The sequence below is a fragment of the Pseudoxanthomonas mexicana genome, from assembly GCF_046736355.1.
Lineage (GTDB): Bacteria > Pseudomonadota > Gammaproteobacteria > Xanthomonadales > Xanthomonadaceae > Pseudoxanthomonas_A > Pseudoxanthomonas_A mexicana_B.
The window spans coordinates 739,144-756,162 of record NZ_CP157201.1 but is presented as its reverse complement, the minus strand read 5'-3'; the positions used below and the strand labels follow the sequence as shown (position 1 = coordinate 756,162).

At 72.4% G+C, this 17,019-nt stretch carries 14 protein-coding genes and 1 pseudogene; 3 read left to right on the top strand and 12 right to left on the bottom strand.

The annotated features are described in order from the left end of the window. Positions 1-65 precede the first annotated feature (65 nt). Positions 66-1,016 (top strand): LpxL/LpxP family Kdo(2)-lipid IV(A) lauroyl/palmitoleoyl acyltransferase, encoded by a 951-nt coding sequence (gene lpxL, locus AAG688_RS03250; protein ID WP_411833926.1) that lies wholly within the window; start codon positions 66-68, stop codon positions 1,014-1,016. On the opposite strand, the gene AAG688_RS03245 is transcribed toward lpxL, so the two are convergent. The 5 genes from AAG688_RS03245 to AAG688_RS03225 all read right to left on the bottom strand — a co-directional run bounded on the left by AAG688_RS03245 (position 1,007) and on the right by AAG688_RS03225 (position 5,381). Then, positions 1,007-1,909, bottom strand: a complete 903-nt coding sequence (locus AAG688_RS03245; protein ID WP_411833925.1) for a lysophospholipid acyltransferase family protein — start codon at positions 1,907-1,909, stop codon at positions 1,007-1,009. The genes lpxL and AAG688_RS03245 overlap by 10 nt on opposite strands. Next, positions 1,906-3,240, bottom strand: coding sequence for an O-antigen ligase family protein (locus AAG688_RS03240; protein WP_411833924.1), 1,335 nt, complete (start codon positions 3,238-3,240; stop codon positions 1,906-1,908). Before AAG688_RS03240 ends, AAG688_RS03245 begins: the two co-directional genes overlap by 4 nt. After that, complete coding sequence (locus tag AAG688_RS03235; protein WP_411833923.1) at positions 3,215-4,354, bottom strand: glycosyltransferase; 1,140 nt, start codon at positions 4,352-4,354, stop codon at positions 3,215-3,217. The genes AAG688_RS03240 and AAG688_RS03235 overlap by 26 nt, the downstream gene beginning before the upstream one ends. A gap of 28 nt (positions 4,355-4,382) precedes the next feature. Then, entirely contained in the window at positions 4,383-4,580 is a 198-nt protein-coding gene (locus AAG688_RS03230; protein WP_411833922.1) for a zinc-finger domain-containing protein, read from the bottom strand. Between the two features lie 222 nt (positions 4,581-4,802). Continuing rightward, complete coding sequence (locus AAG688_RS03225; RefSeq protein WP_411833921.1) at positions 4,803-5,381, bottom strand: YceI family protein; 579 nt, start codon at positions 5,379-5,381, stop codon at positions 4,803-4,805. A 175-nt stretch (positions 5,382-5,556) separates the two neighbouring features. Here AAG688_RS03225 and AAG688_RS03220 point away from each other — a divergent pair, with 175 nt between their 5' ends. Beyond that, complete coding sequence (locus AAG688_RS03220; protein WP_411833920.1) at positions 5,557-6,501, top strand: mitochondrial fission ELM1 family protein; 945 nt, start codon at positions 5,557-5,559, stop codon at positions 6,499-6,501. Between the two features lie 187 nt (positions 6,502-6,688). Here the strand turns inward: AAG688_RS03220 and glnE are convergent, their stop codons facing one another. From glnE to AAG688_RS03200, 4 genes are all read right to left on the bottom strand, one after another. Continuing rightward, a complete protein-coding gene (gene glnE, locus AAG688_RS03215; RefSeq protein WP_411833919.1) occupies positions 6,689-9,475 on the bottom strand; it encodes a bifunctional [glutamate--ammonia ligase]-adenylyl-L-tyrosine phosphorylase/[glutamate--ammonia-ligase] adenylyltransferase in 2,787 nt (928 codons plus the stop codon). A 484-nt stretch (positions 9,476-9,959) separates the two neighbouring features. Continuing rightward, positions 9,960-10,628, bottom strand: a complete 669-nt coding sequence (lipB, locus tag AAG688_RS03210; RefSeq protein WP_411833918.1) for a lipoyl(octanoyl) transferase LipB — start codon at positions 10,626-10,628, stop codon at positions 9,960-9,962. Continuing rightward, complete coding sequence (locus AAG688_RS03205; RefSeq protein WP_411833917.1) at positions 10,616-10,894, bottom strand: DUF493 family protein; 279 nt, start codon at positions 10,892-10,894, stop codon at positions 10,616-10,618. Before AAG688_RS03205 ends, lipB begins: the two co-directional genes overlap by 13 nt. A 121-nt stretch (positions 10,895-11,015) precedes the next feature. Beyond that, entirely contained in the window at positions 11,016-11,972 is a 957-nt protein-coding gene (locus AAG688_RS03200) for a CsgG/HfaB family protein (protein WP_411833916.1), read from the bottom strand. 250 nt (positions 11,973-12,222) lie between these two features. Between AAG688_RS03200 and AAG688_RS03195 the strand changes: the two genes are divergently transcribed. Next, on the top strand, positions 12,223-13,083 hold the full coding sequence (locus tag AAG688_RS03195; protein WP_411833915.1) for an EamA family transporter: 861 nt from the start codon (positions 12,223-12,225) through the stop codon (positions 13,081-13,083). A gap of 116 nt (positions 13,084-13,199) precedes the next feature. Here the strand turns inward: AAG688_RS03195 and AAG688_RS03190 are convergent, their stop codons facing one another. From AAG688_RS03190 to mltB, 3 genes and pseudogenes are all read right to left on the bottom strand, one after another. Next, a complete protein-coding gene (locus AAG688_RS03190; protein ID WP_411833914.1) occupies positions 13,200-14,393 on the bottom strand; it encodes a D-alanyl-D-alanine carboxypeptidase family protein in 1,194 nt (397 codons plus the stop codon). An 87-nt stretch (positions 14,394-14,480) separates the two neighbouring features. Then, positions 14,481-15,710: a septal ring lytic transglycosylase RlpA family protein gene (locus tag AAG688_RS03185; RefSeq protein WP_411833913.1), complete on the bottom strand. Its 1,230-nt coding sequence runs from the start codon at positions 15,708-15,710 to the stop codon at positions 14,481-14,483. Between the two features lie 7 nt (positions 15,711-15,717). Beyond that, a pseudogene (mltB, locus tag AAG688_RS03180) lies at positions 15,718-16,836 on the bottom strand (lytic murein transglycosylase B); the annotation flags it as partial. Positions 16,837-17,019 lie beyond the last annotated feature (183 nt).

Here is a 17,019-nt window from a genome sequence, read left to right as displayed (position 1 = left end):
TGCCGCATCCGGGCCAGATCGCGCGCTTCGCGCCCCGCCGCGGCGGCACGCCCTAGAATTGCGGCATGGCCGATCCCGTTCCCGCTGCTTCCTCCGCCGATCCGCGCGATGCGCTCGGCCCGCCGCCGCTCGGCCCGCGCCAGTGGCCGGTATGGCTGGGCGTGGGCGTGGCGGCGCTGCTGGCGCGGCTGCCGTGGCCGTTGCAGCGCCGGCTCGGGCGCGGCCTGGGCGCGCTGCTGCGCGGGCTGCTGCGCGAACGCCGGCGGGTGGCCGAACGCAACCTGGCGCTGTGCTTCCCGGAACTGGACGCGGCCGCGCGGCAGGCGCTGCTGCGGGACAGCTTCGCCGAGCTGGGCGTGGGCCTGTTCGAATTCGCGCGCGCCTGGTGGGGATCGGTGGCGCCGATGCGCGCCGGCCTGCGGGTCGAGGGCCTGGAACACCTGCAACGGGCGCAGGCGGCCGGGCGCGGCGTCATCATCGTCTCCGGGCACTTCGTCACCCTGGAACTGTCGGCGCGGCTGATGTGCGACCACGCGCCGCTGGCCGGGATGTACCGCCCACACGACACCGGCGCGATGGAATGGGCGGTCAAGCGCGGGCGCCTGCGCTACGCCGCGGCGATGTTCACCCGCGAGGAACTGCGCCCGGCGCTCAAGCACCTCAAGCAGGGCGGGCTGCTGTGGTTCGCGCCGGACCAGGACACCCGCCGCGGCGACAGCGTGTACGTGCCGTTCTTCGGCCGGCCGGCCGACAGCCTGACTTCCACCCACCAACTGGCGCGGCTGTCGGGCGCGGCGGTGCTGGGGTTCGCGCACGTGCGCCGCGACGACGGCGGCTACACGCTGCGGCTGACGCCGGCGTTCGACGGTTTCCCGGGCAGGGACGCCACCGCCGACACCGCGCGGGTGATGGCCGCCATCGAGGACATGGTGCGCGCCGCGCCGGCGCAGTACCTGTGGATCCACAAGCGCTTCAAGCGCCAGCCGGACCTGCCCGACGGCGCGCTCTACCGGTAGAACGGCGGCTCGCCGGGCGGGCGCGTCTTGAAGCGCCGGTGCACCCACAGGTACTGCGCGGGATCCTCGCGCAGGCGCTCCTCGATCCAGGCCATGTAGCGCGCCGCGTTGCCCGCCTCGTCCGGCCCGGGCCAGCCGGGCGGCGGCGGTTCCAGGTCGATGTCGTAGCGGCCGTCGTCGCCGCGCCGGCACCACATCATCAGCGGCGCGCCGCCGGTGCGCGCGATCACCCCGCCGATGGCGCCGAGCGTGGCCGTGCGCACGCCGTGGAAGGGCACGAACACGGTGCGGCGGTTGGCGTTCTGGTCGGGCACGTAGAACGCCGCCTGTCCGGCGCGCACCGCCTCGACGAAGCCGGCGACGTCCTTCTTGTCGTAGGTATGGCCGCAGTAGCGGCGGCGGCCGGCGTCGATTTCGCGCTCCAGGCAGGGATCGTTGTAGCGTCGCACCAGGATCGGCATCGCCTGCCCGCTGGCCTCGGCGACCAGCCGCATCGCGATCTCGATGCCGTCGTAGTGCGCGCCGACCACGACCGCGCCGCGTCCGGCCGCAAGCGCGGCGTGCAGGTGTTCGAGACCACGCACGCGCGCCAGTCCGTCCAGCCGGCCCGGAGCGAACCACCCGCGCAGGGTGTCGAGCGCGCCGGTGGTGTTGGAGGCCAGCGCGCGCGCCAGCAGCCGCGTGCGCGCGTCCGGCGGCAGCGCGGCGAAGCAGGCCTCGATGTTGCGCGCGGCGATGCGCCGGCGCGAGGCGTTCAGTCCCGGCACGCGCGAGAGCCAGCGGCCCAGCCGCTGCGTCCGCTGCGGCGACAGCCGCGCCAGCGCCTGTCCCAGCCAGCGCAGCAGCCGGCCGCGCAGGCAGAACCGCGGCGCGTTCGCCCCGGCTCCGCTCATGCCGTCGCCGGCGGGTCGTCGTCGCGCGCCAGCAGGCTGCCGACGTACAGCGCCGCCAGCAGCAGCGTCAGCCCACCCCAGAACGTCGAGTAGAACGCCAGGTGGGTGTTGAACGGGAACACCGTGACCGTCAGCGCCAGCATCGCCGGGCGCGCGCGCTCCTTGTCCGCCGGCGAGGCGAAGCGCCACGCCCGCCACGCCATCGCCGCGCCGGCCAGCCACAGCAGCAGGCCGACGATGCCGGTCTCGCTGAGCACCTCCAGCACGATCTGGTGCGCGTGCAGCGCCGGGCCCTCGCCCCAGGCCGCGCGCTGCTCGGGCGCCGGATCGCAGTCGGGATAGGCTTGGCGGAAGCCGCGCGCGCCGACGCCGTTGATCGGGTGCTCGCGCACCATGCACAGCGCCGCCTGCCAGATCTGCGAGCGCCCGGACAGCGCCGCGTCGACACCGGCCTCGTCGCCGGCCAGCGCGCTGGCGGTGCGCTCGATGCGCTTGTAGACCTGCGGCGACAGCGCGGCCAGCGCGACCAGCGCGGCCAGGCCGAAGGCGAACACCGCCGCCAGCTTCTTCCAGCCGAGCAGCGGCCAGCCGGAGAACACCAGCACCAGCGCATAGGTGATCCAGGCCGCGCGCGCGCCGGCCAGCACCACCACCATGCCGACCGCGGCGGCCGCCAGCAGCCAGCCGGCCATGCCGAAGCGGCGGCCGGCGGCGAACAGCAGCAGCGGCGACAGGCTGGCCATCACCATGCCCAGCTTGAGGTTGCACGGGCCGAGGAAACCGCTGAGCCGATCCAGCGCGACCACTTCCTGCGGCGAGCACATGCCGTAGCCGCTGATCGCCCACTTGATCCGGTCCAGCGACCAGAACAGCGGGCTGGTGCCGATGACCGCCTGCACCAGCGCATCCAGCGTCCAGATCGCCACGATGATCGCCAGCCCGCCGAAGGTGATCCGGCGCCCGCGCGCGTTGGCCACCGCCGCCGCGACCAGCCACAGGAACGGCAGGTAGCGCAGGTCCACCAGCGCCTCGCGCAGCGCGCGGCCGGCGTCGACCGAGTCGATCGCCGAGATCAGCTCCGGCAGCCAGTAGGCGGCGAACAGCACGCTGGTCAGCGCCCATGCCGGCCCGCTGAGCAGCCGCGATCCGCCGCGGAAGCGCGCCATCAGCAACCGCGCGATCGCCGCCAGCGCGCCGAGCACCATCACCCCTTCCGCATAGCCCGGCGCCGGCCACAGCGCGACGAAGGTCAGCACCCACGCCGGCGCCCAGCGCCAGCCGTGCGCGAGCGTGGCGCGGGGAGCCTCAGCGGAAAGCGGCGGTGCGGTCATCGGCAAGTTCGTCGTAGACGGCCAGGGTGGCGTCCTGCATGGCCTGCAAGGTGTAGGCGGACATCGTACCCAATGGCGTCGAGGGCGGCCGCGACAGCAGCGCCTGCGCGCCGGCCAGCAACCGTTGCGCGTCGAACGGTGGCACCACGCCCTGCGGCTGCAGTTGCGCCAGCAGTTCGCCGACGCCGCCGTGCCCCCAGCCCAGCACCGGCCGGCCCACCGACAGCGCCTCGATCACCGTGCGGCCGAACGCCTCCGGCTTGCGCGACAGCTGCAGCACCAGATCGCAGGCGGCGTAGGCCTCGGCGATGCGCGAGGTCGGCGCGGTGAAGGCCACCGCCTGCGCGATGCCCAGCGCCTGCGCCTGCGCTTCCAGTTCGGCGATGTAGGCCTCGCGGCCGGGTTCGCGCGCGCCGGGCAGCCACAGCCGCGCGTCGCCGCCGCCGGCGCGCAGGTCGGCCAGCAGCCGCAGCGCGTCGGCATGGCCCTTCAGGCGGGTGCCGCGACCGGGCAGCAGCAGCAGCGGGCCGTCGCCGTCCAGCGCGGGGAACTGCCGCGCGGCCTCGCGCCGGGCCTCGGCATCGGGCCAGGGACGACAAGGGAACTGTTCCGGCTCGATCCCGCGCGGGATCACCCGCAGCCGTTCGGCGGCCGTATCCGGGTAGTGGCGCAGCACGTAGTCGCGCACGGTCCGCGACACGCAGATCACGCGCTCGCCGCGGGTCATCACCGCGCTGTAGCGGCCGGGCGAATTGAGCCCGTGCACGGTGGTGGCCAGCCGCGGGCGCGTCGCCGCATCCATGCCGCGCAGCGCCAGCACCGCCAGCCACGCCGGCAGCCGCGAGCGCGCGTGCACGATGTCCACGCGCTCGCGCGCGAACAGCCGCCGCAGCGCGCCGGCGTGGCGCAGGGTCAGCAGCGACTTGCGGCCGATGTCGAGGGCGACGTGCTCGGCGCCGGTGGCCTGCAACGCCGGCAGCAGCCGGCCGCCGGCCGAGACCACCAGCGCGCGGTGGCCGGCGCGGATCAGCGCCTGGGCGATCTCCAGGGTGGAGCGCTCGACGCCGCCGGACTGCAGCGCCGGCAGCAGCTGCACCACGGTCAGCCGGCGCATCGGCGCCCGCACGCCGCGCGGGCGCGCTTCAGTCGACCAGGACGAAATGGGATCCGCAGTAGGGGCACTGCACTTCGCCGCCGGGCGCGTCCTGGATCGCCAGGTAGACGCGCGGGTGGGAATTCCACAGCGCCATCGACGGCAGCGGGCAGCTCAGCGGCAGGTCGGCGCGCTGCACGGTGTAGCGCTTTTCGGCGTTGGCGGGCGCGGCGGCGGTCTGGCTCATGGCGACAAAAGGCTGGGATGAAGCGGGGCCGCCAGTCTAGCAGCCGGGCACCGGCGGCAAAAGAAAGACCCGGATCCGTGGAGCAGAACCTGCTCCGCTGCTCGGGCAAGCCCGGCGCGATGACCAACGAGGAACAAAAGGAACGCCGGCCGGCTCAGGGCCGGACCGGCGTGCAAGCGCGCCGGGACTGGGGAGGTCCCGGCGCACGGGGGAATGCGAATCCTACTTGGCCGCCTCGGCGGTGGCCTCGGTGGTGATGCGCAGGGCGACCTCGTCGCTGACCATCGGCGCGAACCTGCCGAGGCCGAAATCGCTGCGCTTGAGCGTGGCGGTGGCGTCGAAGCCGATCGCCGGCACCTTCTTCATCGGATGCTCGGCGGCCTTGTTGAGGGTCACGTCCAGCACGACCGGCCGGGTCACGTCCTTGATGGTCAGATCGCCGGTGACCTTGAGCTTGCCCTCGCCCGCGGCCTCGACCCTGGTGCTCTTGAAGGTGGCGGCCGGGAACTTGTCCGCTTCGAAGAAATCGGCGCTGCGCAGGTGCTCGTCGAACTTGTCGGTGAAGCTGTTGAGTCCGCTCAGCGGCAGCGTGACCTGCACGCTGGAGGCGGCGACGTTGGCCGCGTCGTAGACCAGCTTGCCGTCGGCCTTGCCGAAGTGCGCGCTGGGCCTGGAGAAACCGAAGTGATCCCAGGTGGCGATGACGTCGGTATGGGTCGGGTCGAGCTTGTAGGTGACCGGCGCGGCGAAGGCGGGAACGGCCATCGCGAACAGGGCGGCGGCGAACAGGGTCTTGCGCATGGATATCTCCTGGCTTGGGGGGGCTGCATCCTGGCGACACTGCGCAGGATGCGGGGGACGGGCGACTCCGGCAACGGTCTGCCGACGGCCGGCGCAGTGTAGAGTGTGCCGTGTTTGATCACATACCAGCGCGCCGGAACGGATTGTTCCCATCGACAGAACGAGTGTCCCGCCCGTGGAACCGATAGCGACCTGGACGCTGACCGATGGTCGCGCCGGCAACGCACGCCAGGCACAGGCCTTGGCCGAGGCGCTGGCGCTGCCGGCGCGGGCGTGGACGCTGGTTCCGCGCGCACCGTGGAAATGGCTGTCCCCACGCCTGCCGCCCGGGGCGCAGCGGGCCTTCGGCGATGCGTTCTCGCAGGCGCTGGAGGCGCCGCCGGCGCTGGCGATCGGCTGCGGCCGCCAGGCCGCGCTGGCGACCCGGCTGCTGCGCCGGCGCGGCGCGTGCGTGGTGCAGATCCTGCATCCGCGCCTGGACACCACGCACTGGGACTGGGTGATCGCGCCCGAGCACGACGACCCGCGCGGGGCCAACGTCATCCCGCTGCTGGGCAGCCTGAACCCGGTCGACGACGCATGGCTGGCGCAGTCGCGGCGCGATTTCCCGCACCTGGGCGAACTGCCGGGACCGCGCACCGCCTTGCTGCTGGGCGGCCCGAGCGCGCACGCCGGGTTCGATGCCGGCGACTTCGAGGCGATCGCCGATCGGCTGGAAACGCTGCTGGAACGCGAAGGCGGCAGCCTGATGGCGACCGCGTCGCGGCGCACGCCGCCCTCCGTGCGGCAGGCGCTGCGTGCGCGCTTCGTCGATCGCGGCCTGGTCTGGTGCGACGAAGGCGACGGCGCCAATCCCTACCCCGGCCTGCTGGCCTGGGCCGATCGCATCGTCTGCACGCCCGACTCGGTCAACATGCTGTCCGAGGCCTGCGCGACCCGCGCGCCGGTGCACGTGTTCGACCCGGCGCGGGTGCGCGGCCGGCCACGCCGCTTCGTCGATGCGCTGCTCGCGCGCGGGCGCATCCGCGCGCTGGACGCGGCGCTGTCGCCCTTCGACGCCGAGCCGCTGCGCGAGACCGCGCGGGTGGCGGCGCTGCTGAGGGAACGCCTGCGCGTGTAGGGCGTGGCCCGCACTTTCCCGCAGGCCAGGCCATCGCGATGCAGTGTCGCGGGCCTTGCCGGGGCCGCTTCGCGCATCCGGCACGGCGAGCCGAGCAAGCTCGGCTCTACAGAACCCGACTCGTTGTAGAGCCAAGCTTGCTCGGCTCCCGATCCTGCCGGCGGCCCACGCCTTTCCAACTCAACTTTCAGCGCGCGCCGAAGCCCTCGCGTACGGCGGCGACGATGGCCGCGCGCGCGCGCGCGATCTCTTCGGTTTCGGCGACCAGGCGCGGGCGGCGATCCAGCGTGCAGGCCAGGCCCTCGCGCAGCAGCACGCGGTGGGCCGCCAGCAGGGCGTCGGTGCTCGCGGCATCCAACAGATCCGCCTCACGCAGCGCTTCCAGCAGCGCGATGGTGTTGCGCGGCGCCAGCAGTGCGGGGGATGCGCCGGCATGCAGCAGCACGCGCTGCTGCAGCAGGAACTCCAGATCGACCAGGCCGCCCTGCCCCTGCTTCAGGTCGAAGCGCGCCGCGTTGCTGCGGTCCAGCTCGGCGCGCATGCGCGCGCGCATGTCGGCGACCTCGCCGCGCAGCGTGTCGGGATCGCGCGCGCGCGACAGGATGGCCGCGCGGATCGCCTCGAAGTCGGCCAGCAGCGGGGCATCGCCGGCCACGCCGCGCGCGCGCACCAAGGCCTGGTGCTCCCAGGTCCAGGCACGCTCGCGCTGGTACTCGGCGAAGCTGGCCAGCGACGACACCAGCACGCTCTTGCCGCCATCGGGGCGCAACCGCACGTCGATGTCGTAGAGCCGTCCCGCGCCGGTCTGCGCGCCGAGCAGGGCGACGATTTTCTGCGCCAGCCGCGCGTACCAGCGGCCGGCCTCCAGTGGGCGATCGCCGTCGGACATCGCCTCGGCCGGCGCGTCGAACAGGAACACCAGGTCCAAGTCGGATCCGAAGCCCAGCTCCTCGCCGCCCAGGCTGCCGTAGCCGAGGACGGCGAAGCGGCCCTCCGGCACGCGGCCGTGGTTGCGGCCGACCTCGCGCAGCGAGATCGCCAGCACCACGCGCACCACCTCGTCGGCCAGCATCGCCAGCTGGCGGGTGCTGTCGGCGGCCGGCTGGCGGCCGTCCAGCGACGCCAGCGCGATGCGGAAGCTCAGCGCCTGGCGGGTCTCGTTGAGCTGGCGCAGCGCGGTTTCCGCGTCGGCCTCTTCCAGCGCGGCGGCGCACTGCGCGCGCATCGCCTCGCGATCCGGCAGCGGCCCGCCCACGCGGGTGTCCAGCAGTTCGTCCAGCAGCAGCGGATACAGCGCCAGCCGCTCGGCCAGCAGCGCGCTGCGCGCCAGCACGTCGACCAGCCGGGCCAGCGCGCTGGGCTGCTCGTCGAGCAGCGCCAGGTAGCTGGCGCGGCGCAGGATCGCCTGCAGCATCGCCAGCGCGCGGCGCAGCGCCGCATCGGGCTGGGCCGAGCGCGCGGCTGCGTCAAGCAGCGCCGGCAGCACCCGATCCAGCCGCGCGCGCGCCGCGTCCGACAACGCGCGCACGCCGGCGTGGCGGGCGAAGTCGCGCAGCGCCGCGTCGGCCCCGGCAGCGTCGGCGAAACCGGCGTCGGCCAGCATCACCGCGTCGCCGCCGTCGGGCAGCGCACGCCAGAACTGCGCCAGCGCATCCGGCGCGGCCTGGCGCTGGCGCGGCGCCAGCAGCTCGGCGAACTCGCGCGACACCCGCGCGCGCTGCGCCTCCAGTTCGGCCAGCAGCGCTGCCCAGTCGGCATGGCCCAGGCCGGCGGCGATGCGCGCGCGATCCGATTCGTCCTCGGGCAAGCGGTGGGTCTGCGCGTCGCGCAGCATCTGCAGGCGGTTCTCCAGCCGACGTAGGTGGCGGTAGGCCTGCGCCAGCGCCTCGCCGTCGGCGGCGGCGACCTGCCCGGCCGCGACCAGCGCGCGCAGCGCCGGCAGCAGCCGGCGCTCGCGCAGGCTGGCCTCGCGGCCGCCGCGGATCAGTTGCAGTGCCTGCGCCAGGAATTCGATCTCGCGGATGCCGCCGGGTCCGCGCTTGATGTCGTCGGCCATGTCGCGGCGCGCGACCTCGGCGGCGATCGCGGCCTTCATCTCGCGCAGGCCGTCCAGCGCGGTGTAGTCGAGGTAGCGGCGGTAGACGAACGGGCGCAGCGTCTGCAGCCAGCGCTCGCCGGCCTCGACGTCGCCGGCCACCGCGCGCGCCTTCAGCCACGCGTAGCGTTCCCAGTCGCGGCCCTCGCGCTGGAAGTACTGGTCCATGCCGGCGAACGACAGCGCCACCCGCCCGGCATTGCCGAACGGCCGCAGGCGCAGGTCGACGCGATGGCAGAAGCCGTCGGCGGTGGTCTCGTCGAGCAGCCGCGCCAGTTGCTGGCCGAGCCGGGCGAAGTAGTCCTCGGCCGCCAGCGATCGCGCGCCATCGGACTGCCCGCCCTCGGGATAGGCGTAGACCAGGTCGATGTCGGAGGAGAAGTTCAGCTCGCCGCCGCCGAGCTTGCCCAGGCCGAACACCACCAGCCGCTGCGCCGCGCCGTCGCCGTTGCGGACCGTGCCGTGGCGGCGGGTGAACTCGGCCTCCAGCGCTTCCAGCGCGACCCGCAGGCAGGCTTCGGCCAGCCGGGTGCTGCCTTGCAGGATCTCCTCCACTCCGGCGCCGGCGACCACGTCGCGCCAGATCAGCCGGGTGGACTCGGCGGCGCGATGGCGGCGCAGCAGCGCCGGCCACTGCACGGCCTCGTCCTCGCGCAGTGGCGGCGGCGGCAGCGGCGCGGCGCCGTCGTCGCGCGCCAGGCTCGCCAGCAGTTCCGGCTGCCGGCGCAGGGTCTCCAGTGCGAAGTCGCTGGCGACGACGACGGCCGCCACGCGCTGCGCGAACGCGGCATCGTCCAGCAGCGCCGCGGCCTCGGGCGAGGCCGCGCGCAGGCGTTCCAGGCCGCGCTGGATCAGGGGGTCAAGGGAGGCGTCGGGCATGCGCGCGATTGTGGCATGCGTGCAAAGCAGCCGAGCAAGCTCGGCTCTACAGGCGTCCACCCTCTTGTAGAGCGAAGCTTGCTCCGCTGCTGGTCCGCTCGGAGCCGGGCAAGCCCGGCTCTACAGGCACCCACCCTCTTGTAGAGCGGAGCTTGCTCCGCTGCTGGTCCGCTCGGAGCCGGGCAAGCCCGGCTCTACAGGCACTCACCCTCTTGTAGAGCGGAGCTTGCTCCGCTGCTTGTCCGCTCGGAGCCGAGCAAGCTTGGCTCTACAGGCCCCATCATCTTGTAGAGCCGAGCTTGCTCCGCTGCTGGTCCGCCAGGAGCCGAGCAAGCTCGGCTCTACAGGCGTCCACCCTCTGGTAGAGCGGAGTTTGCTCCGCTGCGTGTCCGCCCGGAGCCGGGCAAGCCCGGCTCTACAGGCACCCACCCCTCTTGTAGAGCGGAGCTTGCTCCGCTATCCCTTCTTCCCCAAAGCCCGCCGCTCAGGCCGCCTGCGACAGATCCGGCAGCGCGTCCTCGCGTTGCAGTTCCAGGCCGAATTGCGCGGCCATCTTCTCCAGCAGCACCGGCTTGACCGCGTCCATGCCGGACGGGCCGCCGAGATCGGCCAGCGCGACCACTTCCAGCCCCTGGTAGCCGCAGGGATTGATGCGCCGGAACGGCTCCAGGTCCATCGCGATGTTGAACGCCAGCCCGTGGAAGCTGCAGCCGCGGCGCACGCGGATGCCGAGCGCGCCGACCTTGGCCCCGGCCACGTAGACGCCGGGCGCGCCGTCGCGGCGCTCGGCGACGATGTTCCACTCGGCCATCGTGTCGATCATCGACTGCTCGATGCGGCAGACGTAGTCGCGCACGCCGACCTTCATCCGCTTCAGGTCGAACAGCGGGTAGGCCACGATCTGGCCGGGGCCGTGGTAGGTCACCTGGCCGCCGCGATCGACCTGCACCACCGGGATGTCGCCGGGCATCAGCACGTGCTCGGGCTTGCCGGCCTGGCCCAGGGTGAACACCGGCTCGTGCTCGACCAGCCAGATCTCGTCGACGGTGTCCTCGTCGCGCGCATCGGTGAAGCGCTGCATCGCCCGCCACACCGGCTCGTAGGGCTGGCGGCCGAGTTCACGCACCCGGCACGGCCGGGTCACAGTGTCCACTTCACTTCCGGGTGCTGGCGCAGGGTCTCGTGGGCGGCGTCGTACTGCACGCGGCTGTGCGCGCGGAAGCTGATCCGCACCGACACGTACTTGCCGTTGGAGGAGTGCTTCCAGCTGACGTACTCGTGCAGCACCTCGACGCCGGCCGATTCGAGCAGGCGCGGCAGCTGGCTCTCCAGCGCCGCGTCGGCCGCGCCCATCGCACTGAGCTCGAAGGTGCCGGGGAACTGGAAGCCGTGTTCCGGGTTGTCCGATTTGATTGTCATCGGCCGATTATTGGGACGGTGCGCGTGAAATCCAAGCCACCGCCGGCCCGCGCGGGGCCGGAAACGCGGAAGGCCGCCGTGTCGCCACGGCGGCCTTCGCGCGATCCGATGGACGGAAGGCTTACTTGGACAGTTCGAGCAGGGTCGAATTCACCCAGCCCTTGTTGCCCAGCTCGTCCTCCACTTCCCACATCGCGCCTTCCTTGTTGCCGGTGGGGTACAGCATCATGCCGACATCGAGCGAGCGCACCGCCTTGCCGGTGCCGGCCGCGTTGGCCAGCAGGCGCGCCGGCTTGGCCACCGTCACCGCCTGGTGTGCGCTGGCCGCCGAGGCGCTGTCGGGCAGGCCGCCGAGCTGGGTGATGACGTCGGTATAGGCCTGCAGGTAGGCCAGCGTGATCACCTGGCCGATCTCGGTGTTGGCATAGCCGCCCGCGCCCGCGGCGCCGAAGCCGCCGCCGGAGAACAGGCCGCCGCCGGCGCCCCAGCCGATGTCGGTCTTCTTGGCGCTGCCCTCGGCCATTGCCACCTGCTCGGAGGAGCGCACGTCGGTGATGGTCAGCACCACGTCGGCGGTCTTCTTCTTGAAGTTGAGCCCGCTGGCGATGGCGCCGGCGCGGCCGCCGATCAGGCCGCCGATGATGCCGCCGATGGCGTTGCCGCCGGCATTGCTGTTGTGCGAGATCAGGTCCGGCACCATCACGTAGTCGGCGGCCTTGATCTGGCCCTTGCCGACGTTGGAGCGCCCGCGCAGCTCGCCGCTGGCGGCCAGCGCGCGCTCGCTCATCGCCGCGTCCATGCCGGCGCCGCGATCGACCAGGGTGAAGCAGCGCGACTTGTTGACGAACACCTTGATCAGCTTGGACGGCGCCGGCAGCTGCTGGCCGGTCCACCAGTTGACCGAATCCTCGGGCTCGATCACCGAGAGCGTACCCAGCGGCTTGGCACACACCGGGATTTCCGCGGTCTGCTGCTTGCGCTGCTCCTGCGCGCTGGCGCGCTGGGCCTGGGCCGGCGCATGTGCGACGGCCAGCAGCACACCCGCGGCCAGCGCCAATGCGACCGGTTTGACATTCAAGCAATGCATATCGATTTTCCTTTTTTGAAATTATCCCGCGGGCACGCACCGTCCCCGCTCCCCATGACCGCCGCGGGCAGTGCAAGTCCCACCCGATGGCCGCGGCCATGATAAGCCAGAGGCGCCCGGCATTCCGGGAATCCTCCACCTGGCGACAACGGACGGATCGGGAAGGTGCGGACAGTCGTCGGCCGGCATGCCGATGGCCGACCCGGCGCTGCGATAATCGCCGGCCCCCAAGGAGCCCGGCATGCCCTTCCTGATCCTCAGCGTCCTGTGCAGCGTGCTGGTGTCGGTGCAGCTGAAGCTGGCGCAGCGGCGCGGCATCGACATCCCGCAGTCGATCGCCTGGAATTACCTGGCCGCCGCCGCGCTGTGCCTCTGGCTGCTGGACCCGCCGCTGCCGATGCTGCGCGATGCCGCGCCGTGGCCGGCCTTGCTGGCGCTGGCGGCGCTGCTGCCGGGCATCTTCCTGGCGCTGTCGGCGTCGGTGCGCGCGGCCGGCATCGTGCGCACCGACGTGGCGCAGCGGCTGTCGCTGGTGGTCTCGCTGCTGGCCGCGTTCCTGTGGTTCGGCGAGCGCGCCGGCGGGCTCAAGCTGGCCGGGCTGGCGCTGGGCCTGCTGGCCATCGTCGGCATCGTCGCCCGCCCCGGCGGCCTGGCCGGGCAGGCCAGCGGCGGCGCGCGCTGGCTGCTGCCGCTGACCGTGCTGCTGGGCTATGCCGGCGTGGACATCCTGCTCAAGCACGTCGCCGCCGCCGGCACGCCGTTCGCCGCCTCGCTGCAGGCCGCCTTCTGCGGCGCGCTGCTGATCATGATCGCGGTGGCGGGATGGCGCTGGCGGCGCGGCGGGCACGCGCCGACGCGCGCGGCGATGGCGTTCGGCCTGCTGCTGGGGGCGACCAACTTCGGCAACATCCTGTTCTACGTCAGGGCGCACCGCGCGCTGCCGGAAAACCCGGCGGTGGTGTTCGCGACGATGAACCTGGGCGTGGTCGTGCTGGGCACGCTGGTGGGGGTGTTCGGCTTCGACGAGAAGCTCAGCGGGCTCAACAAGGGGGCGATCGCGCTGGCCGTGGTGGCCATCGGATTGATTGCAGCGAGCCTTTGAATCCGGCTCTTCCGGTGCAGTCTGCCGTTCCGGATTTCGCCATCGTTGGCACGACGTTGCGAACGATGAAAAAGCCGGCTTGCGCCGGCTTCTTCCGATATCGATGGCGGGCGGATTCAATCCGACTCCCACCACATCCAGAACGCATCCCACAGCCGCTTGAAGAAGCCGGCCTCCTCGACCGCGGCCACCGCCACCAGCGGCGACTGCGCGACCACCTTGCCGTCCAGCGCGACCTTGACCGTGCCGATTTCCTGGCCCTGCGCGATCGGCGCGACCAGCGTGCGCGGCACGTCCATGGTCGGCTTCAGGTCCTGATAGCGGCCGCGCGGCACGCTGACCAGCAGCGGCTGCGCCACGCCCAGCTGCACCTGCTTGGCCTTGCCCTTCCACACGCGCTGGCTGGCGATGGCCTTGCCAGGCTCGTACAGGCGGTGGGTCTCGTAGAAGCGGAAGCCCCAGTTGAGCAGCGCCAGGCTGTCGTCGGCGCGCTGCTTCTCCGAGGTCGAGCCCATCACCACCGCGATCAGGCGCTGGTCGCCGCGCTGGGCCGAGCTCATCAGGCAGTAGCCGGCGCCGGAATGGTGGCCGGTCTTGATGCCGTCGACCGACGGATCGCGCCACAGCAGCAGGTTGCGGTTGGGCTGGGTGATGGTGCCGACGGTGAATTCCTTGATCTTGTTGTAGGAATACGCCACCGGGTAGTCGCGGATCAGCGCGCGGCCGAGCAGCGCCAGGTCGTAGGCGGTCGAGTAGTGATCCGGCGCCGACAGGCCGTGCGCGTTGACGAAGCGCGAGTTCTTCATGCCGATCTGCGCGGCATAGTTGTTCATCAGCGCGGCGAAGGCCTCCTGGCTGCCGGCGGTGTGCTCGGCCAGCGCGATGGCCGCGTCGTTGCCCGACTGCACCGCCATGCCCTTTTCCATGTCCAGCAGCTTGGCGGTCTGGTTGACCGCGAAGCCGCTGTAGCTGCCGTCGGTGCGCGCGCCGCCCTCGCGCCAGGCGCGCTCGCTGAGCATCACGTCGTCGGTTTCGGAGATCTTGCCGTTCTTGATCTCGGCGGCCAGCACGTAGGAGGTCATCACCTTGGTGATGCTGGCCGGCTCGACGCGTTCGTCATGGTTCTCGCCCGCCAGCACCTGGCCGGTGGTGTAGTCCATCAGCACCCAGGCGGTGCCGACCGGCTTGGGCGCAGGCGGGATCTCGACCACGGCGGGCGCGGCGGGCGCGGGCTGCGGCGCGGGCGTCTGGGCCAGCGCCAGGCCCATCGCGGCGGTGGCCAGGGCGGCAAGGGCGAAACGGAACTTCATGCGGTACGGACTCCTGACAGGCGGGTGGCTCGCGGCAAGGCGGGCATTGTAGAAGGGGACGGCGCGGTGCAGGACGCGCCGCGCGAATCATTCATTGACGAACTGCGGCCGGCCGAAACCCAACCCGGCGATGCGCCGCGCCAGCGCATCGGCGCTGTCCGTGTCCGGCGCGCCGGCGCGCAACCGCCACAGCCTGCGCCCGTTGCTGACGATGTCGCTGATCGTGCAGGCGATGCCGGCCGCGCTGAGCTGGGCCAGCGCGCGATCGGCGTTCTCGCGGCTGGCGAAGCTGGCGATCTGCAACTGCACCAGGGCCAGCCGGTCCTGCACGGCATGGCCGCTGGCCACGGCCGGCGCGGGCGTCGCCGGCGCGGCAACCCGGCCCGGCGCGGCCGGCTTGCCGGTCGCCACGCGCACGCCGCGCGCCTGCATCCAGTCGTCGAAACCCTCGGCGCCGGGCTTGCGTTGCGACGCCGCGGCGACGTCGTAGCGATGCCCGGCGGCCGGCGCAGCGGTCCTTGCCGCGTCCACGGTGGACGCGGCCGATGAAGCCCTCGCGGCGTCGGCCGCGGGCAGGCGGCCAACCAGTTCGTCCATCGGCGTCGCCGCGGCCGCCGGCGGCGGCGTGGAGGGCCGGTTCGCGGCCAGCCGCGTGCCGGCGCCGTCGGGCGTCAGCGCGCGCACCTCGACCCGGCCGGTGCCGCGCTGGGTGATGCCCAGCTTGACCGCCGCCGCGTAGCTCAGGTCGATCACCCGGCCCTCGTGGAACGGGCCGCGATCGTTGACGCGCACCACCACCGACTGGCCGTTGTCCAGGTTGGTCACGCGGGCGAAGCTGGGCAGCGGCAGCGACTTGTGCGCGGCGGTGAAGGCGTACATGTCGTACACCTCCAGGTTGGAGGTGCGGCGGCCGTGGAACTTGGCGCCGTAGTACGAGGCGGTGCCGGTCTCGACGAAGCCATCGACCTTGTCCAGCACGTGGTACTGCTTGCCCAGCACCTGGTACGGCGAGCGGTTGCCGACGGCCGAGCGCGGCTCGTGCGCCACCACCGGCTCGGCGATGCAGTCCACGTCGGGCACGTAGTCGGGCGTGGTGTCGCGCACGCCCGGCGCGTACAGCCCGCCGGAGACGTAGTCGCCGCGCTTGGAGGGATCCTCCTGCGCCGGCGCGTAGACCTTGCAGGGCTTGCCGCCCGCGCCGGCATCGGCGCCCGCCGTGCCCGGCACGATCGCGCCGGGTGCGGGCGCCGGCTTCTTCGGCGCACTGCCGCACGCGGCTAGCGCCATCCCCATCAACGCGGCCGCCAGCCACCTCATGCCGGCGGATCTCGCGCCCGGCGATCGCCTGCGACAGCTGGTAGACCGCCATCGCGTACATCTTGGAGTTGTTGTAGCGGGTGATCGCGTAGTAGTTCTGGAAGCCCAGCCAGTACTGCCGGCCGTCGGCGCCTTCCAGCGAGACCAGCGTGGCGGTGGCGTCGGGCGCGACCGGCTCGGCCGGCAGGTAGCCGCGCCGGGCGAGGTCTTCCAGCGTGTAGTCCGCGGTCCAGGTGTCCGGGTTGAACTCCTCGAAACCCGGCTGCAGCGTGGCGCGCGCGACCACCGGCGCGCCCGGCACCCAGCCGCCGCGCTCGCCGCCCTTGAGGCGGAAGTAGTTGGCGATCGAGGCGAACACGTCGGCATGGCTGGCGAACAGATCGCGGCGGCCGTCGCCGTCGCCGTCGACGGCGAACTCGCGGTAGCTCGACGGCATGAACTGGCCCAGCCCCATCGCGCCGGCGTAGCTGCCGGTCAGCGCGGTGATGTCGAGGTTCTCCTCGCGCGCCAGTGCGAACAGCTGCGCCAGCTCGTCGCGGAAGAAACGCTCGCGGCGGTGCTCGTAGACCGCGCGCTCCGGATCGCCGCTGCGCGGGTAGTTGAAGCCCAGCGTGTACAGCGCATCGATGACCCGGTGCCTGCCGGTGAAGCCGCCGTAGCTGGTCTCCACGCCGATGATGGCGACGATGATCTCGGCCGGCACGCCGTAGGCCTGCTCGACCTTCGCCAGCGCCTCGCGGTGCCGCGCCAGGAACGCGCGGCCGCCGTCGATGCGCGCGGTGGTGATGAAGTTGGGCCGGTACTCGCTCCACGGCTTGACCCGCTCGGCCGGCCGCGCCATCAGCCGCACGATGTCCTCGCGCATCTGCGCCTGCGCCAGCACCGACTCGATGCGGGCCGGCTCGATGCCGTAGCGCGCGGCGGTGTCGCGGACGAACTCTGCGCGCGCCACTTCCAGCGGCACCAGGGTCAGATCGATCGGCGCCTCCGGCTGCTTTTCTATCGACGTTTCGGCCGGACGGTCCGGACCGGGCTGGCCGGTGACCGTGGGCGACGAGGCCGGCGGGGGCGTCACGCAGGCGACGAGTCCGAAGGTGAGCAGGCAGGCCAGCAGGCGGCGGATCATCGGTTCGGCAGGCAGATTTCGGTTGAAGTCCGCCCAATAACACCATGAATCAAAAGAAAATCCCATCCTTTTGTCGGAAATCGCCGCATCCCGGTTTCAGCTGCCAGTCAGCCCCTTGCTTGTGGGAGCGACGTCAGTCGCGACCAGGATGGCCAGCAAAGGCTGTCGCGACTGACGTCGCTC